The sequence below is a fragment of the Idiomarina sp. genome, from assembly GCF_019431395.1.
Classification (GTDB): Bacteria; Pseudomonadota; Gammaproteobacteria; order Enterobacterales; family Alteromonadaceae; genus Idiomarina.
In genome coordinates this window covers 18352-39691 of record NZ_CP080268.1, presented here as the reverse complement: position 1 = coordinate 39691, position 21340 = coordinate 18352, and the positions used below count along the sequence as shown (strand labels likewise).

At 50.1% G+C, this 21340-nt stretch carries 15 protein-coding genes and 1 pseudogene; 8 read left to right on the top strand and 8 right to left on the bottom strand.

Annotated features, from left to right (window positions below; all coding sequences use genetic code 11):
* Positions 1–18 precede the first annotated feature (18 nt).
* The gene (locus KZ771_RS00170) at positions 19–1188 is read right to left on the bottom strand and encodes an RNA-guided endonuclease TnpB family protein (protein WP_290654025.1); all 1170 of its coding nucleotides are present in this window, start codon (positions 1186–1188) and stop codon (positions 19–21) included.
* 25 nt (positions 1189–1213) lie between these two features.
* Between KZ771_RS00170 and KZ771_RS00165 the strand changes: the two are divergent.
* A pseudogene (locus KZ771_RS00165) lies at positions 1214–1390 on the top strand (transposase); the annotation flags it as partial.
* Positions 1391–1459: 69 nt separating this feature from the next.
* Here the strand turns inward: KZ771_RS00165 and argH are convergent.
* Genes argH through argC form a run of 5 tightly spaced genes read right to left on the bottom strand, consistent with a single transcriptional unit; the run spans position 1460 to position 7255 of the window.
* The gene (gene argH, locus KZ771_RS00160; protein WP_290654024.1) at positions 1460–3295 is read right to left on the bottom strand and encodes an argininosuccinate lyase; all 1836 of its coding nucleotides are present in this window, start codon (positions 3293–3295) and stop codon (positions 1460–1462) included.
* Complete coding sequence (locus tag KZ771_RS00155) at positions 3288–4496, bottom strand: argininosuccinate synthase (RefSeq protein ID WP_290573594.1); 1209 nt, start codon at positions 4494–4496, stop codon at positions 3288–3290. The genes argH and KZ771_RS00155 overlap by 8 nt, the downstream gene beginning before the upstream one ends.
* Positions 4493–5434 carry an ornithine carbamoyltransferase gene (locus KZ771_RS00150; RefSeq protein WP_290654870.1) on the bottom strand — a complete coding sequence of 314 codons (942 nt, stop codon included), beginning with the start codon at positions 5432–5434 and terminating at the stop codon, positions 4493–4495. Before KZ771_RS00150 ends, KZ771_RS00155 begins: the two co-directional genes overlap by 4 nt.
* A 40-nt stretch (positions 5435–5474) precedes the next feature.
* Complete coding sequence (gene argB, locus KZ771_RS00145) at positions 5475–6236, bottom strand: acetylglutamate kinase (RefSeq protein ID WP_290654023.1); 762 nt, start codon at positions 6234–6236, stop codon at positions 5475–5477.
* A complete protein-coding gene (argC, locus tag KZ771_RS00140) occupies positions 6233–7255 on the bottom strand; it encodes an N-acetyl-gamma-glutamyl-phosphate reductase (RefSeq protein ID WP_290573596.1) in 1023 nt (340 codons plus the stop codon). Before argC ends, argB begins: the two co-directional genes overlap by 4 nt.
* Positions 7256–7362: 107 nt before the next feature.
* Between argC and argE the strand changes: the two genes are divergently transcribed.
* The 4 genes from argE to aceA all read left to right on the top strand — a co-directional run bounded on the left by argE (position 7363) and on the right by aceA (position 13343).
* Complete coding sequence (gene argE / locus KZ771_RS00135; protein WP_290573597.1) at positions 7363–8508, top strand: acetylornithine deacetylase; 1146 nt, start codon at positions 7363–7365, stop codon at positions 8506–8508.
* Positions 8509–8573: 65 nt separating this feature from the next.
* On the top strand, positions 8574–10202 hold the full coding sequence (locus KZ771_RS00130) for a methyl-accepting chemotaxis protein (RefSeq protein ID WP_290654022.1): 1629 nt from the start codon (positions 8574–8576) through the stop codon (positions 10200–10202).
* Positions 10203–10390: 188 nt separating this feature from the next.
* On the top strand, positions 10391–11974 hold the full coding sequence (aceB, locus tag KZ771_RS00125; RefSeq protein WP_290654021.1) for a malate synthase A: 1584 nt from the start codon (positions 10391–10393) through the stop codon (positions 11972–11974).
* Positions 11975–12005: 31 nt separating this feature from the next.
* A complete protein-coding gene (gene aceA, locus KZ771_RS00120; RefSeq protein WP_133538854.1) occupies positions 12006–13343 on the top strand; it encodes an isocitrate lyase in 1338 nt (445 codons plus the stop codon).
* Here aceA and aceK read toward each other — a convergent pair.
* The gene (aceK, locus tag KZ771_RS00115) at positions 13327–15033 is read right to left on the bottom strand and encodes a bifunctional isocitrate dehydrogenase kinase/phosphatase (RefSeq protein ID WP_290654020.1); all 1707 of its coding nucleotides are present in this window, start codon (positions 15031–15033) and stop codon (positions 13327–13329) included. The two genes, aceA and aceK, sit on opposite strands and share 17 nt — an antisense overlap.
* A 149-nt stretch (positions 15034–15182) precedes the next feature.
* On the opposite strand from aceK, the gene KZ771_RS00110 reads away from it, so the two are divergent.
* On the top strand, positions 15183–16118 hold the full coding sequence (locus KZ771_RS00110) for a LysR family transcriptional regulator (RefSeq protein WP_290654019.1): 936 nt from the start codon (positions 15183–15185) through the stop codon (positions 16116–16118).
* 51 nt (positions 16119–16169) lie between these two features.
* Here the strand turns inward: KZ771_RS00110 and KZ771_RS00105 are convergent, their stop codons facing one another.
* Positions 16170–19340, bottom strand: a complete 3171-nt coding sequence (locus KZ771_RS00105; RefSeq protein WP_290654018.1) for an amidohydrolase family protein — start codon at positions 19338–19340, stop codon at positions 16170–16172.
* Positions 19341–19491: 151 nt separating this feature from the next.
* Between KZ771_RS00105 and KZ771_RS00100 the strand changes: the two genes are divergently transcribed.
* A complete protein-coding gene (locus KZ771_RS00100; protein ID WP_290573606.1) occupies positions 19492–20856 on the top strand; it encodes a GAF domain-containing sensor histidine kinase in 1365 nt (454 codons plus the stop codon).
* A gap of 15 nt (positions 20857–20871) precedes the next feature.
* Positions 20872–21327 carry a TerB family tellurite resistance protein gene (locus KZ771_RS00095; RefSeq protein ID WP_290573607.1) on the top strand — a complete coding sequence of 152 codons (456 nt, stop codon included), beginning with the start codon at positions 20872–20874 and terminating at the stop codon, positions 21325–21327.
* Positions 21328–21340: the final 13 nt, after the last annotated feature.

Genomic DNA, 21340 nt, shown 5'->3' with positions numbered 1-21340 from the left:
GGCGAGGCTTCCAAATTCTCAGGCAGCAACCGGCGCGTGGCCGGATTTACGCAAGCCTCCATTGGCAGGAACCGACAGTCCTTCGGCTCTTAGTTTGATAACACCCTGCTGGCGGATATTGATCGCGGCGTTTACGTCGCGGTCAAGCTCTGCTGTACAAGCAGGGCACGACCAGTTACGCACCGACAACGGCAGGGTGTCTACCTTGTGCCCACAGCAGGAGCAGGTCTTGGAGCTGGCGAACCACTGGTCGATTTTGACCAGATGTTTGCCCTGCTCCTTCGCTTTGTATTCCAGTTTCTGAATCAGGCCGGACCAGCTTGCGTCTGCGATGTGCTTGGATAGCTTCCGGTTCTTCAACAGGTTCTTCACTTTCAATGTCTCGACCACCACCGCTTGGTTTTCGTCAATGAGTTGTCGGGACAGGTTGTGCTGAAAATCCGCACGGGCATTCGCCAGGTGCTCATGCGCCTTAGCCAGTTTCAAGCGTGCTTTCGTACGTCCTTTGCTGCCCTTCTGGCAACGGGATAAGGCTTTCTGCTTGCGTCGCAAGTTAGATTGGGCGCGTTTCAGGAAACGGGGATTCGCCGTCTTGTTTCCTTCGGAGTCGATAGCAAGATGGGTTAGCCCCATATCAACGCCCAGCACGGTATCAACGCTATGCAATGGGGCCGGTGTTTGCAAGCCATCTTCAACCAACAGCGAGGCGTAGTACTTCCCTGTTACCGAGCGCGACAGCGTTACGCTCTTGAGCTTTCCGTTCAGCTCACGGTGAACCCGCGCCTTAAGCGGCTTCATCTTCGGCACTTTTATCCAGTTCTCGCCAGCACTCACACTCGTGCAGTGGTAGCTGGATTGTTTACCGTGTTTGCGCTTGAACCTCGGGTAACGGGCGGGAAGCTTCGGGTCAAAAAAGTTCTGGAAGGCTTTATCAAGGTTGATGCACGCTTGCTGGAGTGCAATCGAATCAAAATCCTTGAGCCAATGATACTTGCGAGATTTTTTCGCCACCGCCAACAGCGGCTTAAGGTCTTTCTTGGCTTTGAGCTTCAGGCCGTGACGTTTGTACTGTGAGCTGATGATATGCAACGCCTTGTTGTACACGAACCGCATAGCACCGAACTGGCGGTTGAGAAATTCCGCCTGTTCAGGTGTCGGATATATGCGTACCTTCGTGGCCTTTAACATTTCAGCGCTCATTGGTATGATTCAGTTATTATAATCCAGTAAATCGGTTTCATCACGCCGGATACGAATACTCAATGCCCACATACCCCGGCAAAGCAAAAGCGCAGCGCTCTGGTCACGCTCTTACTTTGCCTGTAGTGCAGGCGCCGCAACTATCGAAACACTGAGAGAGTATGTGCAGAGTCAGAGTACACCAGAATAGAACCGCTACGCGGTTCCCGCTTGTATACTCGCCCGATTGGGCGAGGGTTTACGCGGAGTTTTACTAAGCCTACATTAGCCGAAATTCCATGGCCAACTCATCGCAGCTGGCCTTTTTCGGGCACAATTCACAGTCCTTCATCACCTTTTCCGGCAGTGTATCCTTGCTGCAATGACTAAAGTTTTGTTGTTCAAAAAAGTCCGGTACCCGGGTTAGTACGATCACCCGTTTTAAGTGTAACTGGCGGGCTTTATCCAGTAGCTTTTCTACTAATAAGCGCCCCTGGCCTTTGACACTACTTTTGGGATTAACGCCTAACGAACGAATTTCTGCCAGCCCTGTGGTGTAGATATAGAGTGATGCACAGCCCATCACCTGACCATCGATTTCGGTCACCGCGAACTCATTAATCGAATGAATAATATCGTCTTTAGCACGCGGTAGGTTTTCGCCTGCCATCGCCCAATGCCCGACTAAGCCGACAATTGCGTCAATGTCTGACAGATTGGCATCGCGCACGCTAATCTGTTGCTGTTGCCGAACTTTTTTTAACGCAGAGGTTACCTGCTGCCTTGACGTGCCGCCCAGTGCCTGACGTTTACTTAACAAAGATTCAAGCGAAAGCCACTCATAGACATCCTCGCTGATGTTAGCGTTTACGCGTTGCATTTGGCTTAGCGCCAATGCTTCCAGTGGTTGGCGTTGGCTAATGGCTAATTGCACCAGCTCACCGACCTGGTGATGTGCCTGCCTAAAAGGAACGCCTTTTGCGACCAGATAGTCGGCAAGTTCGGTGGCGTTGGCGTAGCCTTGTTGTGCAGCCTCTCGACAACGCTGATGATTAACCTTAAGCCCGCTCAAACATTGGCTGGTAATCTGAAGCGCCGCGCGCCAGTGCTTGAACGCATCAAACAAGCCTTCTTTGTCTTCCTGCAGATCCTTGTTGTAAGCCAACGGCAACGACTTCAATGTCATTGTCATGGCCATCAACGCGCCGGTCACACGCCCGGTTTTGCCACGCACTAACTCCAGCGCGTCAGGGTTTTTCTTTTGCGGCATTAATGATGACCCTGAGGTTACGTCATCGGCCAGTTCGATAAACCCGGCTTCGCCGCTGTTATAAAAAATCAGATCTTCAGCCAGGCGCGACAGGTGCAACATCGACAAAGACGCTGTGCTTAACAGTTCAATGACATAATCACGGTCAGATACCGCATCTAAACTATTTAAACAGGGCTGGTCAAAGCCCAGTTGGTGAGCCAGTTGCCGGCGGTCGATCGCATAAGCGGTTCCGGCCAGCGCGCCACACCCCAGCGGCGACTGATTCAACCGCTTTAAGGCATCCGTTAACCGTTCCTGATCGCGTTTAAGCATTTCGACATAAGCCAAAGCCCAATGCGAAAACAGCACGGGCTGCGCTCGCTGCAAATGGGTATAACCCGGAATAACCGCATCAATTTCACGCTCTGCTAAAAGTGCTAACTGCTGCTGTAAATCGCTCAAGTTCCGGGTTAAATCAGTCACTTGCTGACGACACCATAGCCGTAAATCGGTTGCTACCTGGTCGTTACGGCTACGCCCGGTATGTAGCTTTTTACCCAGGTCGCCAACCAGCGTGACTAATTCCCGCTCAACAAAAGAATGGATATCTTCATCACCTGCCTTAGCTATAGCGGACGGGTTAGACTTTAACCCTTGCCACAGCTGCTGCAGTGCCTGTTGCAACTGGTTACATTCCTGCGCCGTTAACACGCCTACCTGGCGCAACGCATCAGCCCAGGCGATAGAGCCTTGTATATCTTGCTCTGCCAGCACATAGTCAAACGGCAACGAGTCGTTAAATGCCTGAAATGCCTCACTGGGACCGTTGGCAAAACGTCCACCCCAAAGTTTTGCGTCAGCCATCAACACCTCCCTGCTGTTGCAGTGCAGCAATCCGACTTGGCAACGAAAACAACCGAATAAAACCTTCGGCGTGTTGTTGGTTATAAACTTCATCAGCACCAAAGGTGGCGAAATCCTCGCTGTATAATGAGTACGGTGAGCGTTTTTTTACTGCAGTGACCTGACCTTTATAAAGTTTTAACACCACGTCACCGCTGGCACGCATCGTTAATGCCTCGGCGCCCGCTAAAACCGATTGTTTAAGCGGAGTGAACCAGCGCCCATCATAGAGTAATTGCGCAAATTGCTCGGACAGTGAGGCTTTCCAGCTGCGGCTGGCCTTATCTAAAACCAGCTCATCAATGGCCTGCAACGCCGCCATCATCACGGTGCCGCCAGGCGTCTCGTAACAACCACGGCTTTTCATACCGACCAACCGATTCTCGACGATATCGACACGCCCCACACCGTGTTTGGCTGCCAGCTGGTTGAGTACTTCCAAACAGTCGTAGGGTGATAGTTGGTCGCCATTGATTGATTTAATTTCACCCGCCGCTATCGCAACAGTCACATACTCAGGCTGGTCAGGGGCTTGCTCCGGCGACTGTGTTAGTGTCCAAACCTGCTCACTCGGTTCGCACCAGGGGTCTTCAAGCTCTCCGCCCTCGTGCGAAATATGCCAGGCATTGGCATCACGGCTATAAATTTTTGTTGCCGACGCCGAACAGGGGATATGCCGTTCGGCCAAATAATTCAATAACGACTCGCGGCTATCCAACGACCACTCCCGCCACGGTGCAATCACCTGTAGGTCAGGCGCCAATGCTGCATAGCAACTCTCAAAACGAACCTGATCGTTACCTTTACCGGTACAACCATGCGCCAGCGCGTCAGCGCCGACTTTGCGTGCCACCTCGACTTGCGCTTTAGCGATGATCGGACGCGCCATGGCAGTACCCAGTAAATAGGTGCCTTCATAAATCGCGCCGGTTTTTAAGGTCGGATAAATGTAATCTTTAACAAAGACATCTTTTAAATCGACCACATGACATTCGCTGGCACCTGAGGCTTTCGCCTTCGCTTCAACGCCTTCTAATTCGTCAGCCCCCTGACCAACATCTGCCACAAAAGCAACCACCTCACAGTCATAATTTTCTTTTAACCACGGCACGATGGCAGAGGTATCGAGACCACCAGAATAGGCTAGTACAACTTTTTTCATGAGGCGTTCCTTAATAATTCGGTTTGATTAAGCTCACTGGCATCGGCCAGCATCATCGACAACAAGGCGTTTTGCGCATAAAGCCGGTTTTCTGCCTGCTGCAGACAAAGTGACAAGTCACTATCGATAATTTCAGACGTGATTTCATAACCCCGGTGAACCGGTTGGCAGTGCATAACCGCTTGCGGTGACAGGCTTTCGATCAGTTGCGTATTAATCTGATAGGGTGAAAACCGTGCTTTGACCTGCTCTAACGGCGTGTTGTCGCCCATAGACACCCAGGTATCGGTATAGATAACGTCGACCGGAGCCAACCCGTTAAAGTCGTTAGCGTTGGCGACTTTTCCAGCGCTATTGGCATTGACGTAATCAAGCCAGTTGCTGTCGACGGCGGCATCAGCCGGCGTTACCGAGGTGACGCGTGCGCCCAGCATAGCTGCATATAGCATTAGTGAACGGGTGACGTTGTTACCATCGCCGGCATAGACGATATGCAAGCCGTTCAGCTCCCCAAATTGTTCGGTTAAGGTCAAGCAGTCGGCCAGTGCCTGGCAGGGATGGAACTGATCACATAAGCTATTAATCACAGGCACTGTGGCATGCTCAGCCAGTATTTGTAGCGTTTCGTGCTTTAATACCCGAGCAACAATGGCATCGCACCAACAGGATAGGTTCTTGGCATAGTCGGCTAAGCTCTCACGCTGCCCCAGGCCCGGCGTTTGTTCGTCTAAATACAACGCCTGCCCGCCGAGTTTCTGCATACCTACGGCAAACGAAACACGCGTCCGTAAGCTGGGCTTTTCGAACACGGTAGCAATACTTTTGCCGGCCAGGGTTTGTTCATAATCCGCGGGCTTGGCTTTTTGCGCCAGCGCCAGCGCCAGCACACTTTCGAGTTGTCCTAAGGATAATTCAGCACCCGTCAACAGGTGCGGTATGGTTGAGTTTTTTAACATCATGAGTATTCCAGCAAAACAATTAAACAGTAATCACGGTGCCTGATTCGGGGCGGGTGAGGCACGCACACCCGCAAATTCGCACACTGCGTCGTAATTGTTTTGCTGCGTCAAAAGCCGCCTCGACTTTGACTTTCATGCCACCATTAATGACGCCGGAGTCGGTCAGTTGCTTAAGACGAGCAGCGGATAGTCTGGCGATGGGCTGCTGACACTCATCAAGTACCGCTTCTACATCAGTAACGAAGGTGAGTTGCGCTTGCAGTAACCGGGCGAGCTCTGCTGCCGCATGATCGGCGTTGACGTTATACCACTGGCCTTGTTCATCAAAGCCGATACAACTCACGATGAGCAGCTGGTGCTGTTTGAGTAACGACGCCGCAAGCTCAGAAATTTTTGTATCAAGAGGGTTTAGCAAACCTACCTGGCCTAATGCCGGTGACATCGGCTGATAACGTAAGCCAAGCTCGTACAAACTAAGGCCGACCGGCTGCAACCCCGCAGCGATGGCATAACCCATCAGCTGTTTATTGGCATAGCCGGCCAACGCGCCGACGATCATCGGCATATGCTGCTCGGGGCTAACCCGCAAGCCGTCGCATTTTTCTACTTGGTAACCCATGGCATTTAACCACGAATCGACGCTCGCACCGCCACCATGCACTAACACCGGAATGGTATTACTGTGGGCTAACTCATTAAATAATTGCTTAAGCCGGGTCGGTTGCTGTAATAAACTACCGCCTAACTTAATCACGCTTAATGGGCTGCTCACCATGCTCATAATGGTAGCCCCACTGTCTGCGGCAGCCCCAGTCTAAGGTTAACGCACTGCACTGCCTGACTCGCCGCGCCTTTTAGCAAGTTATCGATGGCAGCAAACACGATAAGTTGACGACCGTTCAAATGCCAGCCGATATCGCAATAGCCAGTGTGCTCAACATCCTGGATCGCAGGCGTGTGTTGGTGACCAACACGTACACAAGGCTGCTTTTGATAAACGCTAAACGCCTGCTCAACGTCCTGATGCGATACATCGTCAGCGACGGTGGCATAAATTGACGCCAAAATGCCACGTTTAAAGTTACCCAGGTGTGGCGTGAATACAACCGCCCTAGCGCTGTAACGCTCAATTTCGGGCTGGTGGCGATGACTAAAAACACCATAGGCTTGCAGAGATAGTTCAGCGCCCAGGGTGTTTTGTTTGGGTTTACGCCCGGCACCGGTAACGCCGGAGACCGCATTAATTATCACCGGCAGGTTTGCTAACAAAGATGCTAGCGGCTTTAGTACTAATAGCGAGGCCGTTGGATAGCAGCCGGGCACCGCAATCAACTGTGCCTGCGCGAGCTCATCTGTATACCATTCAGCTAAACCATAAACGGCCTGATTTAACGCTGCCTCAAACGGGTGCTCAAAACCATAGTAACGCTCGTAATCGCTGGCTGAAGCAAGCCGGTGAGCGCCAGATAAATCAACTATGAGCTTATTACCATCGTGCAACGCGCTGACAAGCAGCGCAGCAACATCATGCTCGGTTGCAATAAATACCACCTGCGCGGTTTGTTTAATATGTGCTAGCTGTTGCTCGCCTAAGGGCTGCAGTGGCTGATTAACGACATCCCGCAAGCGGGGATACAACTGCGCCAGTGGTTTGCCGGCATCATTACTACTTTCCGAAACATAGATGCCAGCTAACGCCAGTGCCGGGTGCGCAGCCACCAGTCGTGCCAACTCAGAACCGGCGTAGCCACTGGCTCCGATAATTACGGCGTTGATCGATTCGGCTGAGGATATTTTCACGGCACTATTCCTTTTACGACTCTTTTCTGCTTCAGTTGTGGGTAAGTGATATTTTCGGCACAATACCGAAATAAACATATTTATGCAACTTTTATGGGTAATTATTTATGCGGGAATCAACTTTTTTCAGCATGTATCAACAGCTTATTGCGACGCCTTCCATCAGTAGCATGGACTCTGGCTGGGACCACTCCAACAAGGGCGTGATTGATTTACTGGTCGACTGGCTGACGCCGCTGGGGTTTAGCTGCGAAGTTAACGAATTACAGAACAAGCCCGGTAAATACAATATGTTAGCCCGGCGCGGCCAAGGCAGCGGCGGGCTGTTGTTATCCGGACACACTGACACGGTTCCTTACGACGCCAACCGCTGGAATTTTGATCCCTTTAAACTCACCGAAAAGGATAATCGCTGGTATGGGCTGGGCAGTATTGATATGAAAGGCTTCTTTGCTTTTGTTATCGAAGCATTGAAAACGCTGCCCGTTGAACATCAAAAGCAACCCTTGATGATACTGGCAACAGCTGACGAAGAAACCACCATGGATGGCGCGCGTCAGTTATCGATGTTCGACAACCTAAGGCCGACAGCCTGCATTATTGGCGAACCCAGCGAGATGCGCCCTATTCATGCCCATAAAGGCCATTTGAGCGAGGCTATACGGGTGGTTGGGCGATCAGGTCATAGCTCCGATCCCAGCTTAGGTATTAATGCCATAGAAGTGATGCAGCAGGTCATTCAGGAACTGTTAAAAGTTCAGTCAGAATTTCAGCATAAATATTCAAATAAATCGTTTGCGGTGCCGGCACCGACGCTTAATTTAGGCAGTATTCATGGCGGTGACAATCCCAACCGGATTTGCGGATGCTGTGAGTTGCAATTAGACATTCGCCCGCTTCCCGGCATGGCGATTGAGGATTTATATCAAGTGATTGATGCCCATTTACAACCGCTCAGAGCTCGGTCACCAGCGCAAATTGACTGGCATCATCTGCATGAACCCATCCCGGGCTACCAGCAAGATACGGATGCCGCCCTGGTGAAACTAGCTGAGCAGGTTAGCCGGCAGTCCGCAGCAGCTGTCAATTACTGTACTGAGGCGCCATTTATTCAACAACTGGGTTGCGAAACATTGGTAATGGGACCCGGCTCGATTAATCAGGCACACCAACCTGACGAGTATCTGTCGATGGAGTCGATTGTTCCTTCCCGGCAAATGATAAAAAAATTAATTCAGACCTATTGTTTTTAGATCATGTGGCCGATAATACCCAATGAGAACATGATATAAGTCAAAAATAGATAGGGATACGACCCATGTTTCGACAGTTTTCTATAGGCGTCCGCGCCTCCGCAGCCTTTGGTACCATTGGAATTTTAGTACTGATACTGGGCATCTTTGCACTTAACCGACTCGCAGCTGTTACCAACCAGATGGATATTATCACTGACGACCAGGTGCCGGCCGTTGATAACGTCAATGACCTGGATCGAGAGTTTTTGCGGGTACGGATTCATTCTGCCAATGTAGCCAGTTTTGTTAACGATGCAGAACGTGTGGCGCGCTATAAAGACAGTTTAAACGATGCAATAAGTAATCTGCAGCGTAATCAACAAGAATATGAAAAAACTATTAACGATGCTAAGGCTCGTCAGGAATTCGACGAGTACATGGAGTTGGATAAAGAGTATTGGGAGCTTCATGACCAGTTCGAAAAACTTGTCGATGCGCAATTAGCCGATCCGATTGTGTCACTACGCGAAAATCGCATTTTGCCGCTGACCAACAAAATCTCCGCCGCATTGGACGAGCTACTGGCCAGAGAGATGGCGCTTATTGATGACGCCACCGCAGAGGCCGGTGATGTGGCAACAGCAGCCAACATCGCTGTTATTATCGCATTGGTTGTTGTTATTGCCTTACTCGTTCTGTTCGCGCTTATTTTAACCCGCAGTATCGTCGTGCCAATACAAGCGGCTGTGGACTTTGCTAAAACCATTGCGGAGCGCGACTTAACTCAGGATATTACTGTTGAAGGTAAAGACGAGCCGGCCACTCTGTTGCGCCAGTTACGAACTACCCAACAGCAACTACGGGACTCCATTGGCAAAATTTCCGAATCATCTGAGCAATTAGCATCAACCTCTGAAGAGCTCAGCTCAGTTACCGAAGATTCGACCCGCACTATTCAGCAGCAAAGCGAAGAGCTGGAGCAGGCAGCAACGGCAGTTACAGAGCTAACCACCGCGGTCGAAAACGTCGCACAAGACGCACAAAGCGCCTCGCAAGCCTCAGAAGATGCTGACGAACAAGCGCAGTTAGGTAACGATCGGGTACGCAAAACGGTTACTGCTATCGAAGAGTTGTCACAGGAAATTGGCGATTCCTCTAACAGTGTTACCGAGCTGGCCAACAAAGTAACCGACATCACCAAGGTGCTGGAAGTTATCCGTGGTATCGCCGAGCAAACCAACTTGTTGGCACTTAACGCGGCAATTGAAGCAGCCCGTGCGGGTGAATCCGGACGTGGTTTCGCGGTTGTTGCTGATGAAGTTCGTTCGTTGGCACACAAAACGCAACAGTCAACGGTCGAAATCGAAGACATGGTTAAAGCCATCAACGAGTCCAGCGATCGTTCTGTATCGACCATGCAACGTAGTATGGATCGTGCCACCAGTACATTAGATATCGCTCGTGAAGCGGGTGAAGCACTTAAACTTATTGCTCAGGCAGTGAGTGAAATTAACACTCACAACACCTCGATTGCATCGGCCGCAGAAGAGCAGGCCAATGTAGCCCGTGATGTTGACAAGAACCTGGTCAGCATTCGTGACCTGTCTAACTCGACAGCTTCGGGTGCTGAGCAAACCAGTGCTTCAAGTCAGGAGCTATCGCGTCTTGCAGTTGACCTCAACAACTTAGTTGAGCGTTTTAAAGTCAGTTAATCCCTAATTCCAGCGGAGCGTGTGTATGCCCGGTACACACGCTCCGCTGTGTTAGTTTAGGCACAGCATGACCACTTCTTTAAATATCCTACATGAATACCCACAATCCACTGCATAAATTAGACTAATACATAGACCAGAGTCTAGTCTAAATCCGTGTTAACAACTTGCTAACAACGGATTAAAAAATGACTAACCCACTGGTTTTTACTCACACACTGGATGAGCACGCAAAAAGCGTATTTAGCGATGAGGCGACAGCCTTTTTAGCCGAACTGGTGCAAGAATTCCGCCCCCGCCTGTTTGAATTACTCGACCAACGCAAGCGACGTCAGCAAGCCTATGATCAGGGCAACCTTCCCGACTTTGATGCCAACACACAAGCTATTCGTGATAGTGAATGGCAGATTGCTGAATTACCCAACGATCTAAAAAAACGACGTCTGGAAATCACCGGTCCCGTCGACCGCAAAATGGTCATTAACGCACTAAACGCAAACGTTGACTGCTACATGGCCGATTTTGAGGATTCACAATCGCCCACCTGGGACGGTGTGATCAACGGTCAGATTAATCTACGTGATGCCAACAAAGGCGATATGACTTATGACGACCCGACCAGTGGCAAACATTATGCGGTTAACCAGCACCCGGCGCTGCTAATTGCACGCGTACGTGGCCTGCATCTACCGGAGAAACACATTCTGTTGGACGACCAGCCTATTCCCGGTGCGTTAATGGATTTTGCGCTGTACTTTTTTCATAACTATCAGCAGCGTTTACAAAACGGTACCGGCGTTTACTACTACTTACCTAAGCTAGAGCATAGCGACGAAGCAAAGTGGTGGGCAGACGTATTCCATTACACCGAAAAGCGCTTCAACCTTAAAACCAGCACCATTCGTGCCACCGTGTTGATTGAAACGCTACCCGCGGTGTTTCAAATGCACGAAATTCTTTACCGCATGCGCGATCACATTGCCGCACTTAACTGTGGTCGCTGGGACTATATTTTCAGTTATATCAAAACCCTTAAAGCCCATCCGGATCGCGTGCTGCCTGACCGCCAAATGGTCGGCATGGACAAGCCATTTCTTAATGCCTATTCGCGTTTACTGGTTAAAACGTGCCATCAGCGTGGTGCCCTTGCGATGGGCGGTATGGCAGCATTTATCCCCAGTAAAGATGCCGAACAGAACCAGCAAATACTGGCTAAAGTTCACGCTGACAAAACGTTGGAACGTGACAACGGTCATGATGGCACCTGGATCGCCCATCCGGGCCTTGCCGATACCGTACGCGAAATTTTTGTGGATGGCATCGACGGCGATAACCAGTTGCACGTTTTACGCGAACAGGATGACGACATTACTCAGTCACTATTGCTGCAGCCCTGTGACGGCGAGCGCACTGAACAGGGCATGCGCATGAATATCCGCGTGTCGTTGCAATATATCGCCGCCTGGCTGGATGGCAAGGGCTGCGTGCCCATTTATGGGCTTATGGAAGATGCCGCCACCGCCGAAATTTCGCGCACCTCAATATGGCAGTGGATCCGCCACGGTAAAACACTCAGCAACGGAACCCGTGTAACTCGCGAGTTATTCCGCGAATACCTGCAACAAGAAGCCGACGCGGTGCGCGAAGAGATCGGCGATAAGCGCTGGCAAGACGAACCCTTTGCGCAAGCTAAACAGCTACTGGACGAAATCACCACGGCAGACCAACTGGTCGACTTTTTAACCCTGCCCGGCTACCAAAAATTAGCCTAAGTTTTCTATTAAAAATAACAGGACAACAACCATGACAACACAATCATTATCACAAGCAGCACAAGCCAAAAAACTGAAAGAACAATGGGCGTCTGACGCTCGTTGGCAAGGTGTAGAACGCCCTTATTCTGCCGAAGAAGTCGTGCGCTTGCGCGGCTCCGTACAGCCGGAATACACCTATGCCCGCAACGGCGCCAACAAACTCTGGCGTTTGATCAATGGCGAGGCTCAGGGTAAGTTCGGCAAAGACTATGTTAACGCCTTGGGTGCATTGACCGGCGGACAAGCGGTACAGCAAGTTAAAGCAGGCTTGCAAGCGATTTACCTGTCAGGCTGGCAGGTAGCCGCTGACAACAACAGCGCCTGTAGCATGTATCCGGATCAGTCGTTATACCCGGTTGACTCGGTACCGACTGTAGTTGAACGCATCAATAATTCCTTTGCGCGGGCAGATCAAATCCAGTGGTCGAAGGGCTTAACCCCCGAAGACGATAACTACATTGACTATTTTGCCCCGATTGTCGCCGATGCAGAAGCTGGATTTGGTGGCGTTTTGAATGCCTATGAGCTGATGAAACGCATGATCCAGGCCGGTGCCGCCGGCGTGCATTTCGAAGACCAGCTGGCTTCGGTTAAAAAATGTGGCCATATGGGCGGCAAAGTACTGGTACCAACCCAGGAAGCGGTGCAGAAACTGGTCGCTGCCCGTTTAGCCAGCGATGTCGCCGGAATTCCTACGTTGATCGTGGCGCGTACCGATGCCAATGCGGCAGACCTGCTGACGTCAGACTTCGACCCTAACGATAAACCGTTTATTACCGGTGAACGCACTGCAGAGGGCTTTTATCGCGTCAAACCCGGCATTGAACAAGCGATCTCTCGTGGCCTTGCCTATGCCCCTTATGCAGACTTAATTTGGTGCGAGACGGCCAAGCCGGATCTCGACGAAGCGCGCCAGTTTGCCGAGGCCGTGCATGCCAAATATCCCGGTAAATTGCTGGCCTATAACTGCTCGCCTTCGTTTAACTGGCGCCGCAACCTGGATGACGAAACCATTGCCAAGTTCCAGCGCGAACTAGCCGCAATGGGTTACAAATTCCAGTTTATTACCCTCGCCGGCGTGCACAACATGTGGTACCACATGTTCGAATTGGCGCATGATTACGCGCGCAACGATATGTCAGCCTACGTGCGCCTGCAGCAACAAGAGTTTGAGGCAGCCAATAAAGGCTATACCTTTGTTGCTCACCAGCAGGAAGTCGGTACCGGCTATTTCGATGACCTGACTAACGTGATTCAGGGTGGTGTGTCATCAGTGACTGCACTCACCGGCTCGACCGAAGAAGAGCAGTTTAAAACCTCCGCGTAAAGCGCAGATGCTGCTCGTACGGGAACACATCCGTGAGACGCCCTTCGCGGATGTGTTGTTGTACTTTACGCCAATAGGCGGGATCTTTTAGTTCCGGATGGTGTTTTAGCAACACCTCGCGAAACCGCTGTTGCGGTACCGCAAATTGGTCAAGCTGCTCGGGAAACACATCATCCGGAGCTGCCGAAACTTCGGCATCCATAAAGCCATCGCTTTTGGGTAATGCACGAAAACTCATATCGGTTAAATAACGCACTTCGTCATAGTCATAAAAAACCACCCGCCGATGCCGGGTCACACCAAAGTTTTTCAGCAGCATATCGCCGGGGAAAATGTTCGCCGCCATCATCTCCTTTAACGCCAGCCCATAATCATTCATAGCAGCGTCTATCTCGTCGTCATTGGCATACTCAAGATAAAGATTCAGCGGTGTTAACCGGCGTTCGACAAACAGTTGCTTAATAACCAGCGTATCGCCCTCTATCTGCAGCGAATTTGCCACCGTCGCTGTTAATTCGTCCAGCAAATCGACGGAAATGCGTTTTAAAGGTATCGCTACGTCGGCAAACTCCAGCGTATCCGCCATGCGCCCTACCCGGTCATGACGCTTTACCATGCGGTAACGGTCGATAACCGTTTGTCGGGTGAATGCTTTGGTGGCCCCCAATTTGTCTTTAATCACCTTAAAAACATACGGGAAGGACGCCAGCGTAAACACGGTCATCACCATGCCTTTAACACCAGCCGCAGCCACTAACTGATCATCGGTGCGTTGTAAGTGATGCAGGAACTCCCGATAAAACTCGGTCTTACCCTGCTTATGAAAGCCAATCGATGCATACAGCTCGGCTAATGTTTTTCGTGGCATGAGATCTTTTAAGAATCGCACCAACGCTGACGGCGCTTCTGTCTCGACCATAAAGTAAGAACGCGCAAAGCCAAATATCGTCGCCATGCGGTTGGAATTGGTAATAAACGCATCAACATATAATTTGCCATGGCTGTTTACCAGGATCGGCACGATGAACGGGTAGTGATACCGCTCGGTGACGATACGCCCGACTAAATAAGCCGCCTTGTTACGAAAAAACGGCGCGTTAAGCACGTCAATGCGAATATCATGGGGCTCTATTTCGGTTTCCTGAGAACGTTGCAAGAAGGCGTCGCGCAACTGCTCCAGATCGTTTTCAAAATTTTCGAACTCGCCGTTTAAACCACTATCCAGAAAAATTTGCGGTAACACCTTTTGTAACCCGCCTTTGACCGGAAAGTAACTGCGGTACTGGCTCTGCACTGATATCGGGATATGGCTGTGAAGTACCGTTTCGACGAAAATAAAGTCATTATTAAAGTAACGCCGCTCGAAAGCCCGGCAAAATACGGAGTTATAAAAGGTCTCTGCCAGTTCCGCTTGCGGATGAAACTTAAGCAACGACTGATAACGCTGCCGGGTTGCCAACCACAGAGCCTGATCAAACTCATCGCCAACCGCACGTTGTATCGCAGCACTGGTCTCTTTTACCTGCCGGTCATAAAACGAAATTCGCTCCGCTGATGCCGACACCACCGCGTCCCAGGCACGTTTTAAAAAACGTGAACGGGCACCGCGCGTCAAGCGCTGGAAGCGATCATAATGGCAATGAAAACCCTGCAGTAATTTTTGCGCTAGATAATAACTGTCTGCGGCCAAGATGTGGCTCCAGTTTGCTGATTTTCTATACCATAGCTAGCAATAAGCCTCGCTGGCAATGACAGAATTCAATTTGTGCTTTTTTTAACTATTCACAGCGCTTATAATCCCGATACATTTTTTGTATCGGGATTATTCTTAGACGCTGTATGAATACCATCAAAGATATCGATCTCAATTTACTGGTTTATTTAGACGTACTGCTGCGCGAACGCAACGTAACCCGCGCAGCAGCTCAGCTTAATATTACCCAGCCGGCTATGAGTAATGGCCTTAAACGACTGCGTAACCTGTTAAATGACCCCATTTTAGTACGTACCAGCGAAGGTATGATGCCGACTCAGCGCGCGCTGGATATGCAGGAAGCGCTGCGCACTGTGCTTTACTCGGTCGAGGAAATGATCCAGCCGGTGCGCGAATTTGAAGCCGCTACCAGTGATCGGGTATTTCGTATTATGGCCTCTGATTATGCTGCATCAACACTCATGCCAAGGCTATTAGAAGCACTCGATGAACAGGCGCCTAACGTATCCTTAGATATCATGACCCCCAGTGATATCAGTTTTCATGACGTTGAAAACGGCAAAGTGGATTTGGCTATCAACCGGTTTGAAAAGCTGCCGCAGTCCTTTCATCAAAAAGTTCTCTGGCAAGATGAGTTCTCCTGCCTAATACACAAAGAACATCCGCTATTACAAAATTACACGCTGGATGAATATTTAAAAGCGCAGCATGTCTGGGTCAGTAAAACCGGTTTTGGCGTGGGCGTAGGCATGGACCCGCATGATGTACAAAAACTCGGTTGGGTCGACGAAGCGCTGGATAAACTTGAGCAACGCCGTCATATCAAGGTCTTTACCCGTAATTATCACGTTGCCATGTACCTGGCCCGTCAGGGGCTTGTTGCCACGCTGCCGACGCGCGCCGCAGCTTTGTACGAAAGCGACGAATTGCTGGTTAAAAAGGAACCACCGTTTACAATTCCGGGGCTGACTCTGACGATGATTTGGAGTCCCTTACTGCAACACGATGCCGGCCATCGCTGGTTTCGACAAATTGTTGCGGATACTGCCGCCGAAGAATAAAAAAAGGGGCTTCGCAGCCCCTTTTTACTATCCATTAACGCTATATTGACGCTATTTTTCCCAGAAAAATGGCTCGCGCTGCTGTGCCAGCGGCAGCAAACGGTCCATCGTTTTGGCATCGTAAAGCACGCCATTGACCATGGTGTGCGTCACCTTATCGGTGTCGCGAATATTCTTAAGCGGATCACCATCGATAACAATAATATCGGCTAGCTTACCCTCTTTAAGCGACCCGACCTGATGATCCATACCGAACACTTCAGCCGGTGCGATAGTTGACGTACGCAACGCATCCAGCGGTTCCATTCCGCCCTGTGCCATCATCCAGATTTCCCAATGCTGCGCCAGCCCTTCACGCTGCCCATGAGCTCCGGATAAGACGTCGACGCCTAAATCCTGCAGCTGTGCCGCGACTTCGGCATTGTTGAAGTGGTTGTAATGATTATGCGGCGCTTTTTCGCGGCGCATCGATTTACCGACCAAAAACTCTTGCGGCACAAAGCTCGATAGTTTCGGATGTTTCCACACATCGGTTTCGGCATACCAGTAGTTTTCACCCCAAATACCACCGTAGGCGACGCCAAGTGTTGGTGTATAGGCAACATCGGTTTGATCCCATAGCTGGCGGATATCATCATAAATTTCCGCTACCGGCAGTGAATGTTCAACCGTAGTATGGCCATCCATAATCATGGTCAGGTTGTGCTGTAACAATGAGCCGCCTTCCGGCACCACCATCATTTGCAGTTCGCGACCTGCTTCAACCACTTGCTGTCGTTGGTTCCTACGCGGCTGGTTATAGCTCTTAACCGAAAACGCCCCGACTTTTTTAAGTCGTTCTAAATGAAATTTCGCGTCTTCCAGACTGTCCACATGCGAGGTATAACCCGGACCGTGCGCGCCATACAAAATGGTACCGGTCGAATACAAGCGCGGTGCGGCAATTAAGCCCGCCTTTTGCATTTCGGATGCGGCAAAGAATTCAGTGGTGTCATTCGACGGGTCATGAATACTGGTTACCCCAAAAGCAAGGTTGGCGTACTGACCCCAGTTTTGTTGCGGTACAATCTCGTTACTACCCTGCAAGCCGTGTGCGTGCGCATCGAATAAACCCGGCATCACGGTTTTGCCCTTGGTATCGATGATTTCAGCACCATCCGGTACCTCAATCTCATCGACTGGGCCGACCGCTACAATGCGGTTATTTTCTACCACCACAGCGCCTTGCTCATAAACCACGTCGCCTTCCATGGTAATCACCTGACCACCGACAAAGGCTACCGTACTATCGGGGACATTTGCCTCAGCTTCAAAGCCAATGTTTATTCCGTTTTCGGCTTTTAACGTTGTATCATCGATATCGGCGTTAAACGCAGCCGACACGTCTGTGTGGTAAAGTTCCGGACCCAGAGTCCAGTAGAGTTGCGAGCTGTCACCAGTCCATGACAAGCTTTCGCCGGCTCTAACCGACAATTGTTTTACCGGCATCTGCGTATCGCCCGGCCCGACATTGATCACTTCGCCGCGCTCAACTAACGGCGTAACAAACACCTTAAAGCGTTCAGCAAACGCCAGTTGTTTGCCATCTGGTGAAACCCGGTATTCCGTGGCTAATTCAGACTGATACAACGGACTTGCCTGCAGCGTGTTCAGATCGACCACACTCAAGGTTGGCTTTTCTGCCGGCGTCATCATGTAGACGCGGTCATTACGCGCGCCAAACTGCGGCAACCAGCCGTTATCGGCAATTTTCTGTGGTTCACTGCCATCCAGGGCAATGCGATACACGCCCGTCTCCAGGCCATATTTGTCGCTGGTGATATAACCACCGCCCACCTTGCGGTAAACCACGGTATTACCATCAGGCGAAAACACGGGCTCAACGAAGGTGCCGCCACCGGTTTTCAATACGGTCTCTTCGCCGGAATCGAGGTCGCGCACGATCACTTGACCCAGCTCCTGATCATCCCAGCTTACGTAAACCAGCTTTTCGCCATCACGCGAGTACTGAGGGTAAAGTTCAAAGTGCTCAGCCGAGGTCAATCGTTCAACTTCGCCATCGGGCAGGCTTTTACGATACAAGTGACCCAGAGCCTCGTAAATAACTTCGCTGCCATCCGGTGCTACCTGTGTCATGCGTAGCATTTTTACGGCAAAGGTATCGTTATCAATGTCTTGTTCAAAGCGCAGTGGCTTTTGCACTTGTTTAGTCGTCTCTACGCTAAACGGAATGATACGGGCATTTCCTGATTCCAGGTTTAAGCGCTGAATATGTCCACCAGCCCAGAACACCAGTTCTTTGCTGTCAGGTGTCCAGTCCATTTTTGGATAGACGCCATGGATAGCCCAGGTCTCCTGCATGTCGCGTTCCATGTTTTTATAAACACGGCGGTGTTCGCCTGTTTTCAGGTCCAGCACATACAGAACACTGTTAAAGTCTTCACGTTTTATGTAAGCCAGGTAACGGCCATCGGGTGACGGGGTTGGCCGAATAGCACCACCTGCGCCAGCTATTAGTGTTTCGATATCACCGCTTTCACGCTCAAAACGTTTGATTTCATAGATGCCTTCCAGTGAGTCTTTGCTGTAGTGGAAAGTTTTGCCCGGCGTATCATCCTGCGAAAAGTAAATGTATTTGCCATCGGGAGAAAAAGCCGGCTCACCCAGATCTTTTTGATCATTAGGTCTTTCGGTTAACTGTACTCCGGTACCACCGCTGATGTGGTACATCCAGACTTCACCGGCACCCAGGGAACGCGTGGCGGTGTAATGTTTACGCGCGACAATGAATTCACCATTGGGAGACCAGGCCGGGCTATTTAGTAGACGAAACGTTTCTGTTGTAACTGCACGCTGGTTGGAGCCGTCAGCGTCCATAACCCAAATGTTATCGCCACCGCCTTGGTCCGAGGTAAAGGCAATTTGGCTGCCATCGGGTGAAAACACTGGCTGCATTTGCCAGGCGATGTCACTGGTCAAGCGGGTTGCAGCTCCGCCCGATGCGGGCATGCGATAGATATCACCGAGTAAGTCAAAAACGATAGTTTTGCCATCAGGGCTTAAATCAACGTTCATCCAGGTGCCCGAATTAACGCTGATATCCACGGTATCAAATACGCCCTGGGGAGCGTCCACCGTCCAGCTCTCTGAGCCTTCCTCCTGCGCCATTACGGGCATGCTAAGCAGCGTGGTAACAGCGACCGAAATCATTGTTTTTTTCATGTTGTTCACTTTGTTTTGAGTTTAGTTTGTTGTAAAACGAATAAACCATAATGTCCAGAGGTGCTCGGCCAACACCCTAAAACGGTCGTTCAATAGACAATTACTATCGCTTCGGTATAGTGAAGTGAGCAACAAATGTTGGAAAAGGTACATGCAAGAACGTTTGGAAAACATATTACTCGATGTATCTAAATCACCTGATATTGACGGTGGTCAATTGGATAAGGCAACGCAGACTATTTTATCTGCCGCAATGGAAGGGCTGCAGATAACCCGTGTTGGTGTTTGGCTGTTTGGCAATAACACCACCGCGATGCATTCTGAGCTTATTTTTGACCAACACGACAGCGACACCTCGCAGCAATTATCGATAAGCGAAACAGACTATTCCGATTATTTCGATGCTCTGCGCAAAGAGCGCACCATTATCGCCAACGATGCGGCTACGCACCCTGCTACTCACGAGCTGAAAATTTATATGCAGCAGTTCGGCATCTACGGCATGCTGGACGTGCCGCTGCGTCATAAAGGCGAAATGATTGGCGTTTTGTGCTGTGAAAGCCGCAAAAGTGAACGCAAATGGAGCGAAGATGAAGTCGCATTTGCCGGCATTCTGGCAGACATTTACGGCCGTGCAATGAGTGCGTCTGAACGTGATCAGTTTGAACAAATGCTGTTACGCCAGAACGAACAGCTGGAAGCCATTGTCGAGCAGCGTACACAATCACTGCGTGAAGCATTGGATAATTTTAAGCAAGCGCAGGAACGCCTGATCGAAACCGAAAAAATGGCGGCTCTCGGCAAACTTGTCGCCGGTGTCGCGCATGAGGTTAATACCCCTTTAGGCATTTCGGTTACCGCAACCACCCACTGCGAACATCGTCTTAAAAAACTCAAAACAGCATTTGAAGATGGTTCTATTTCGCGCAAGCAGCTGGCTACATTCATTGACGATACCTTTGACGCTTACACGCTGCTCAGCAGCAATTTAGAGCGTGCCGCAACATTAATACAAAACTTTAAAAAGACCGCGGTTGATCAATCCAGTTTCGAACTGGTCAACTGCCCGTTAGCAGACTACCTTAATGCGCTGGTAATCAGCTTAAAGCCAATGGTTAAAAAGAAAAAAGTCAGTATTGCGATTCAATCTGAGGCAGATATTAAGGTAAAAACCTATCAGGGTGCATTAGCGCAGATCATTACCAATTTGGTCAGTAATTGTCACGACCACGCGTTTACAGAGCCGGATGATGCTCATCAGATACTTATAACCATCCAACCACACGAGGATGGTGCTGTTATACGCTTTAAAGACAACGGCAAGGGTATGGACAACGAAACCCGAAAAAGCATATTCGAACCTTTCTATACCACCGCAAGAGACACCGGTGGCTCTGGTTTAGGTCTTTCCATTGTCTATAACCTGGTCACCAGGAAACTCAAAGGTCAAATTGACGTCCAATCAACGCCCGGTGAAGGCAGCGAATTCATTTTACTTATTCCCAATTTATCATAGGACGCCAGACATATTATGTTGAAAAAACTGCAGCAACTTTTGCAAACCCATTTGTCTCAACCCGAAAAAGATGACTCAATAACCATTGCCGGACTTGATCAAAGCCAATCGTTAAGTCTGATCCTGATGGTGGAAATTGCGCTGGCAGACGGCGAGTTTTCTGATGACGAACGAGCATTGGTTAGTAACGACCTGCAAAACGAATATGGCCTGAATGCGGACCAGGCTGAGCCTGCGATAACCGCAGCTGAGGCTGAAGTAAAGCATGCGGCATCGCTGCAACACTTTACCGCGCCATTAAAAGACTTACCCTATCAGGACAAAGTCGACTTGTTGGCAAATTTATGGCGACTTGCCTATGCTGATAGTAAGTTAGATCCACATGAAGAAAGCATGTTGCGGAAGCTTGCAGATTTGCTCTACATATCCCATGCGGATTACATAAAAACCAAGCTAAACGTAATGGAATAAGGCACCCTCGAGC

Bases quoted from the DNA above. Each gene is read 5' to 3' on its own strand.
- KZ771_RS00155 (WP_290573594.1), bottom strand. From the start codon at position 4,496: ATGAAAAAAGTTGTACTAGCCTATTCTGGTGGTCTCGATACCTCTGCC.
- KZ771_RS00110 (WP_290654019.1), top strand. From the start codon at position 15,183: ATGAATACCATCAAAGATATCGATCTCAATTTACTGGTTTATTTAGAC.
- argH (WP_290654024.1), bottom strand. From the start codon at position 3,295: ATGGCTGACGCAAAACTTTGGGGTGGACGTTTTGCCAACGGTCCCAGT.
- argE (WP_290573597.1), top strand. From the start codon at position 7,363: ATGCGGGAATCAACTTTTTTCAGCATGTATCAACAGCTTATTGCGACG.
- KZ771_RS00170 (WP_290654025.1), bottom strand. From the start codon at position 1,188: ATGTTAAAGGCCACGAAGGTACGCATATATCCGACACCTGAACAGGCG.
- KZ771_RS00095 (WP_290573607.1), top strand. From the start codon at position 20,872: ATGTTGAAAAAACTGCAGCAACTTTTGCAAACCCATTTGTCTCAACCC.
- KZ771_RS00130 (WP_290654022.1), top strand. From the start codon at position 8,574: ATGTTTCGACAGTTTTCTATAGGCGTCCGCGCCTCCGCAGCCTTTGGT.
- KZ771_RS00105 (WP_290654018.1), bottom strand. From the start codon at position 19,340: ATGAAAAAAACAATGATTTCGGTCGCTGTTACCACGCTGCTTAGCATG.
- aceA (WP_133538854.1), top strand. From the start codon at position 12,006: ATGACAACACAATCATTATCACAAGCAGCACAAGCCAAAAAACTGAAA.
- argB (WP_290654023.1), bottom strand. From the start codon at position 6,236: ATGAGCATGGTGAGCAGCCCATTAAGCGTGATTAAGTTAGGCGGTAGT.
- KZ771_RS00100 (WP_290573606.1), top strand. From the start codon at position 19,492: ATGCAAGAACGTTTGGAAAACATATTACTCGATGTATCTAAATCACCT.
- aceB (WP_290654021.1), top strand. From the start codon at position 10,391: ATGACTAACCCACTGGTTTTTACTCACACACTGGATGAGCACGCAAAA.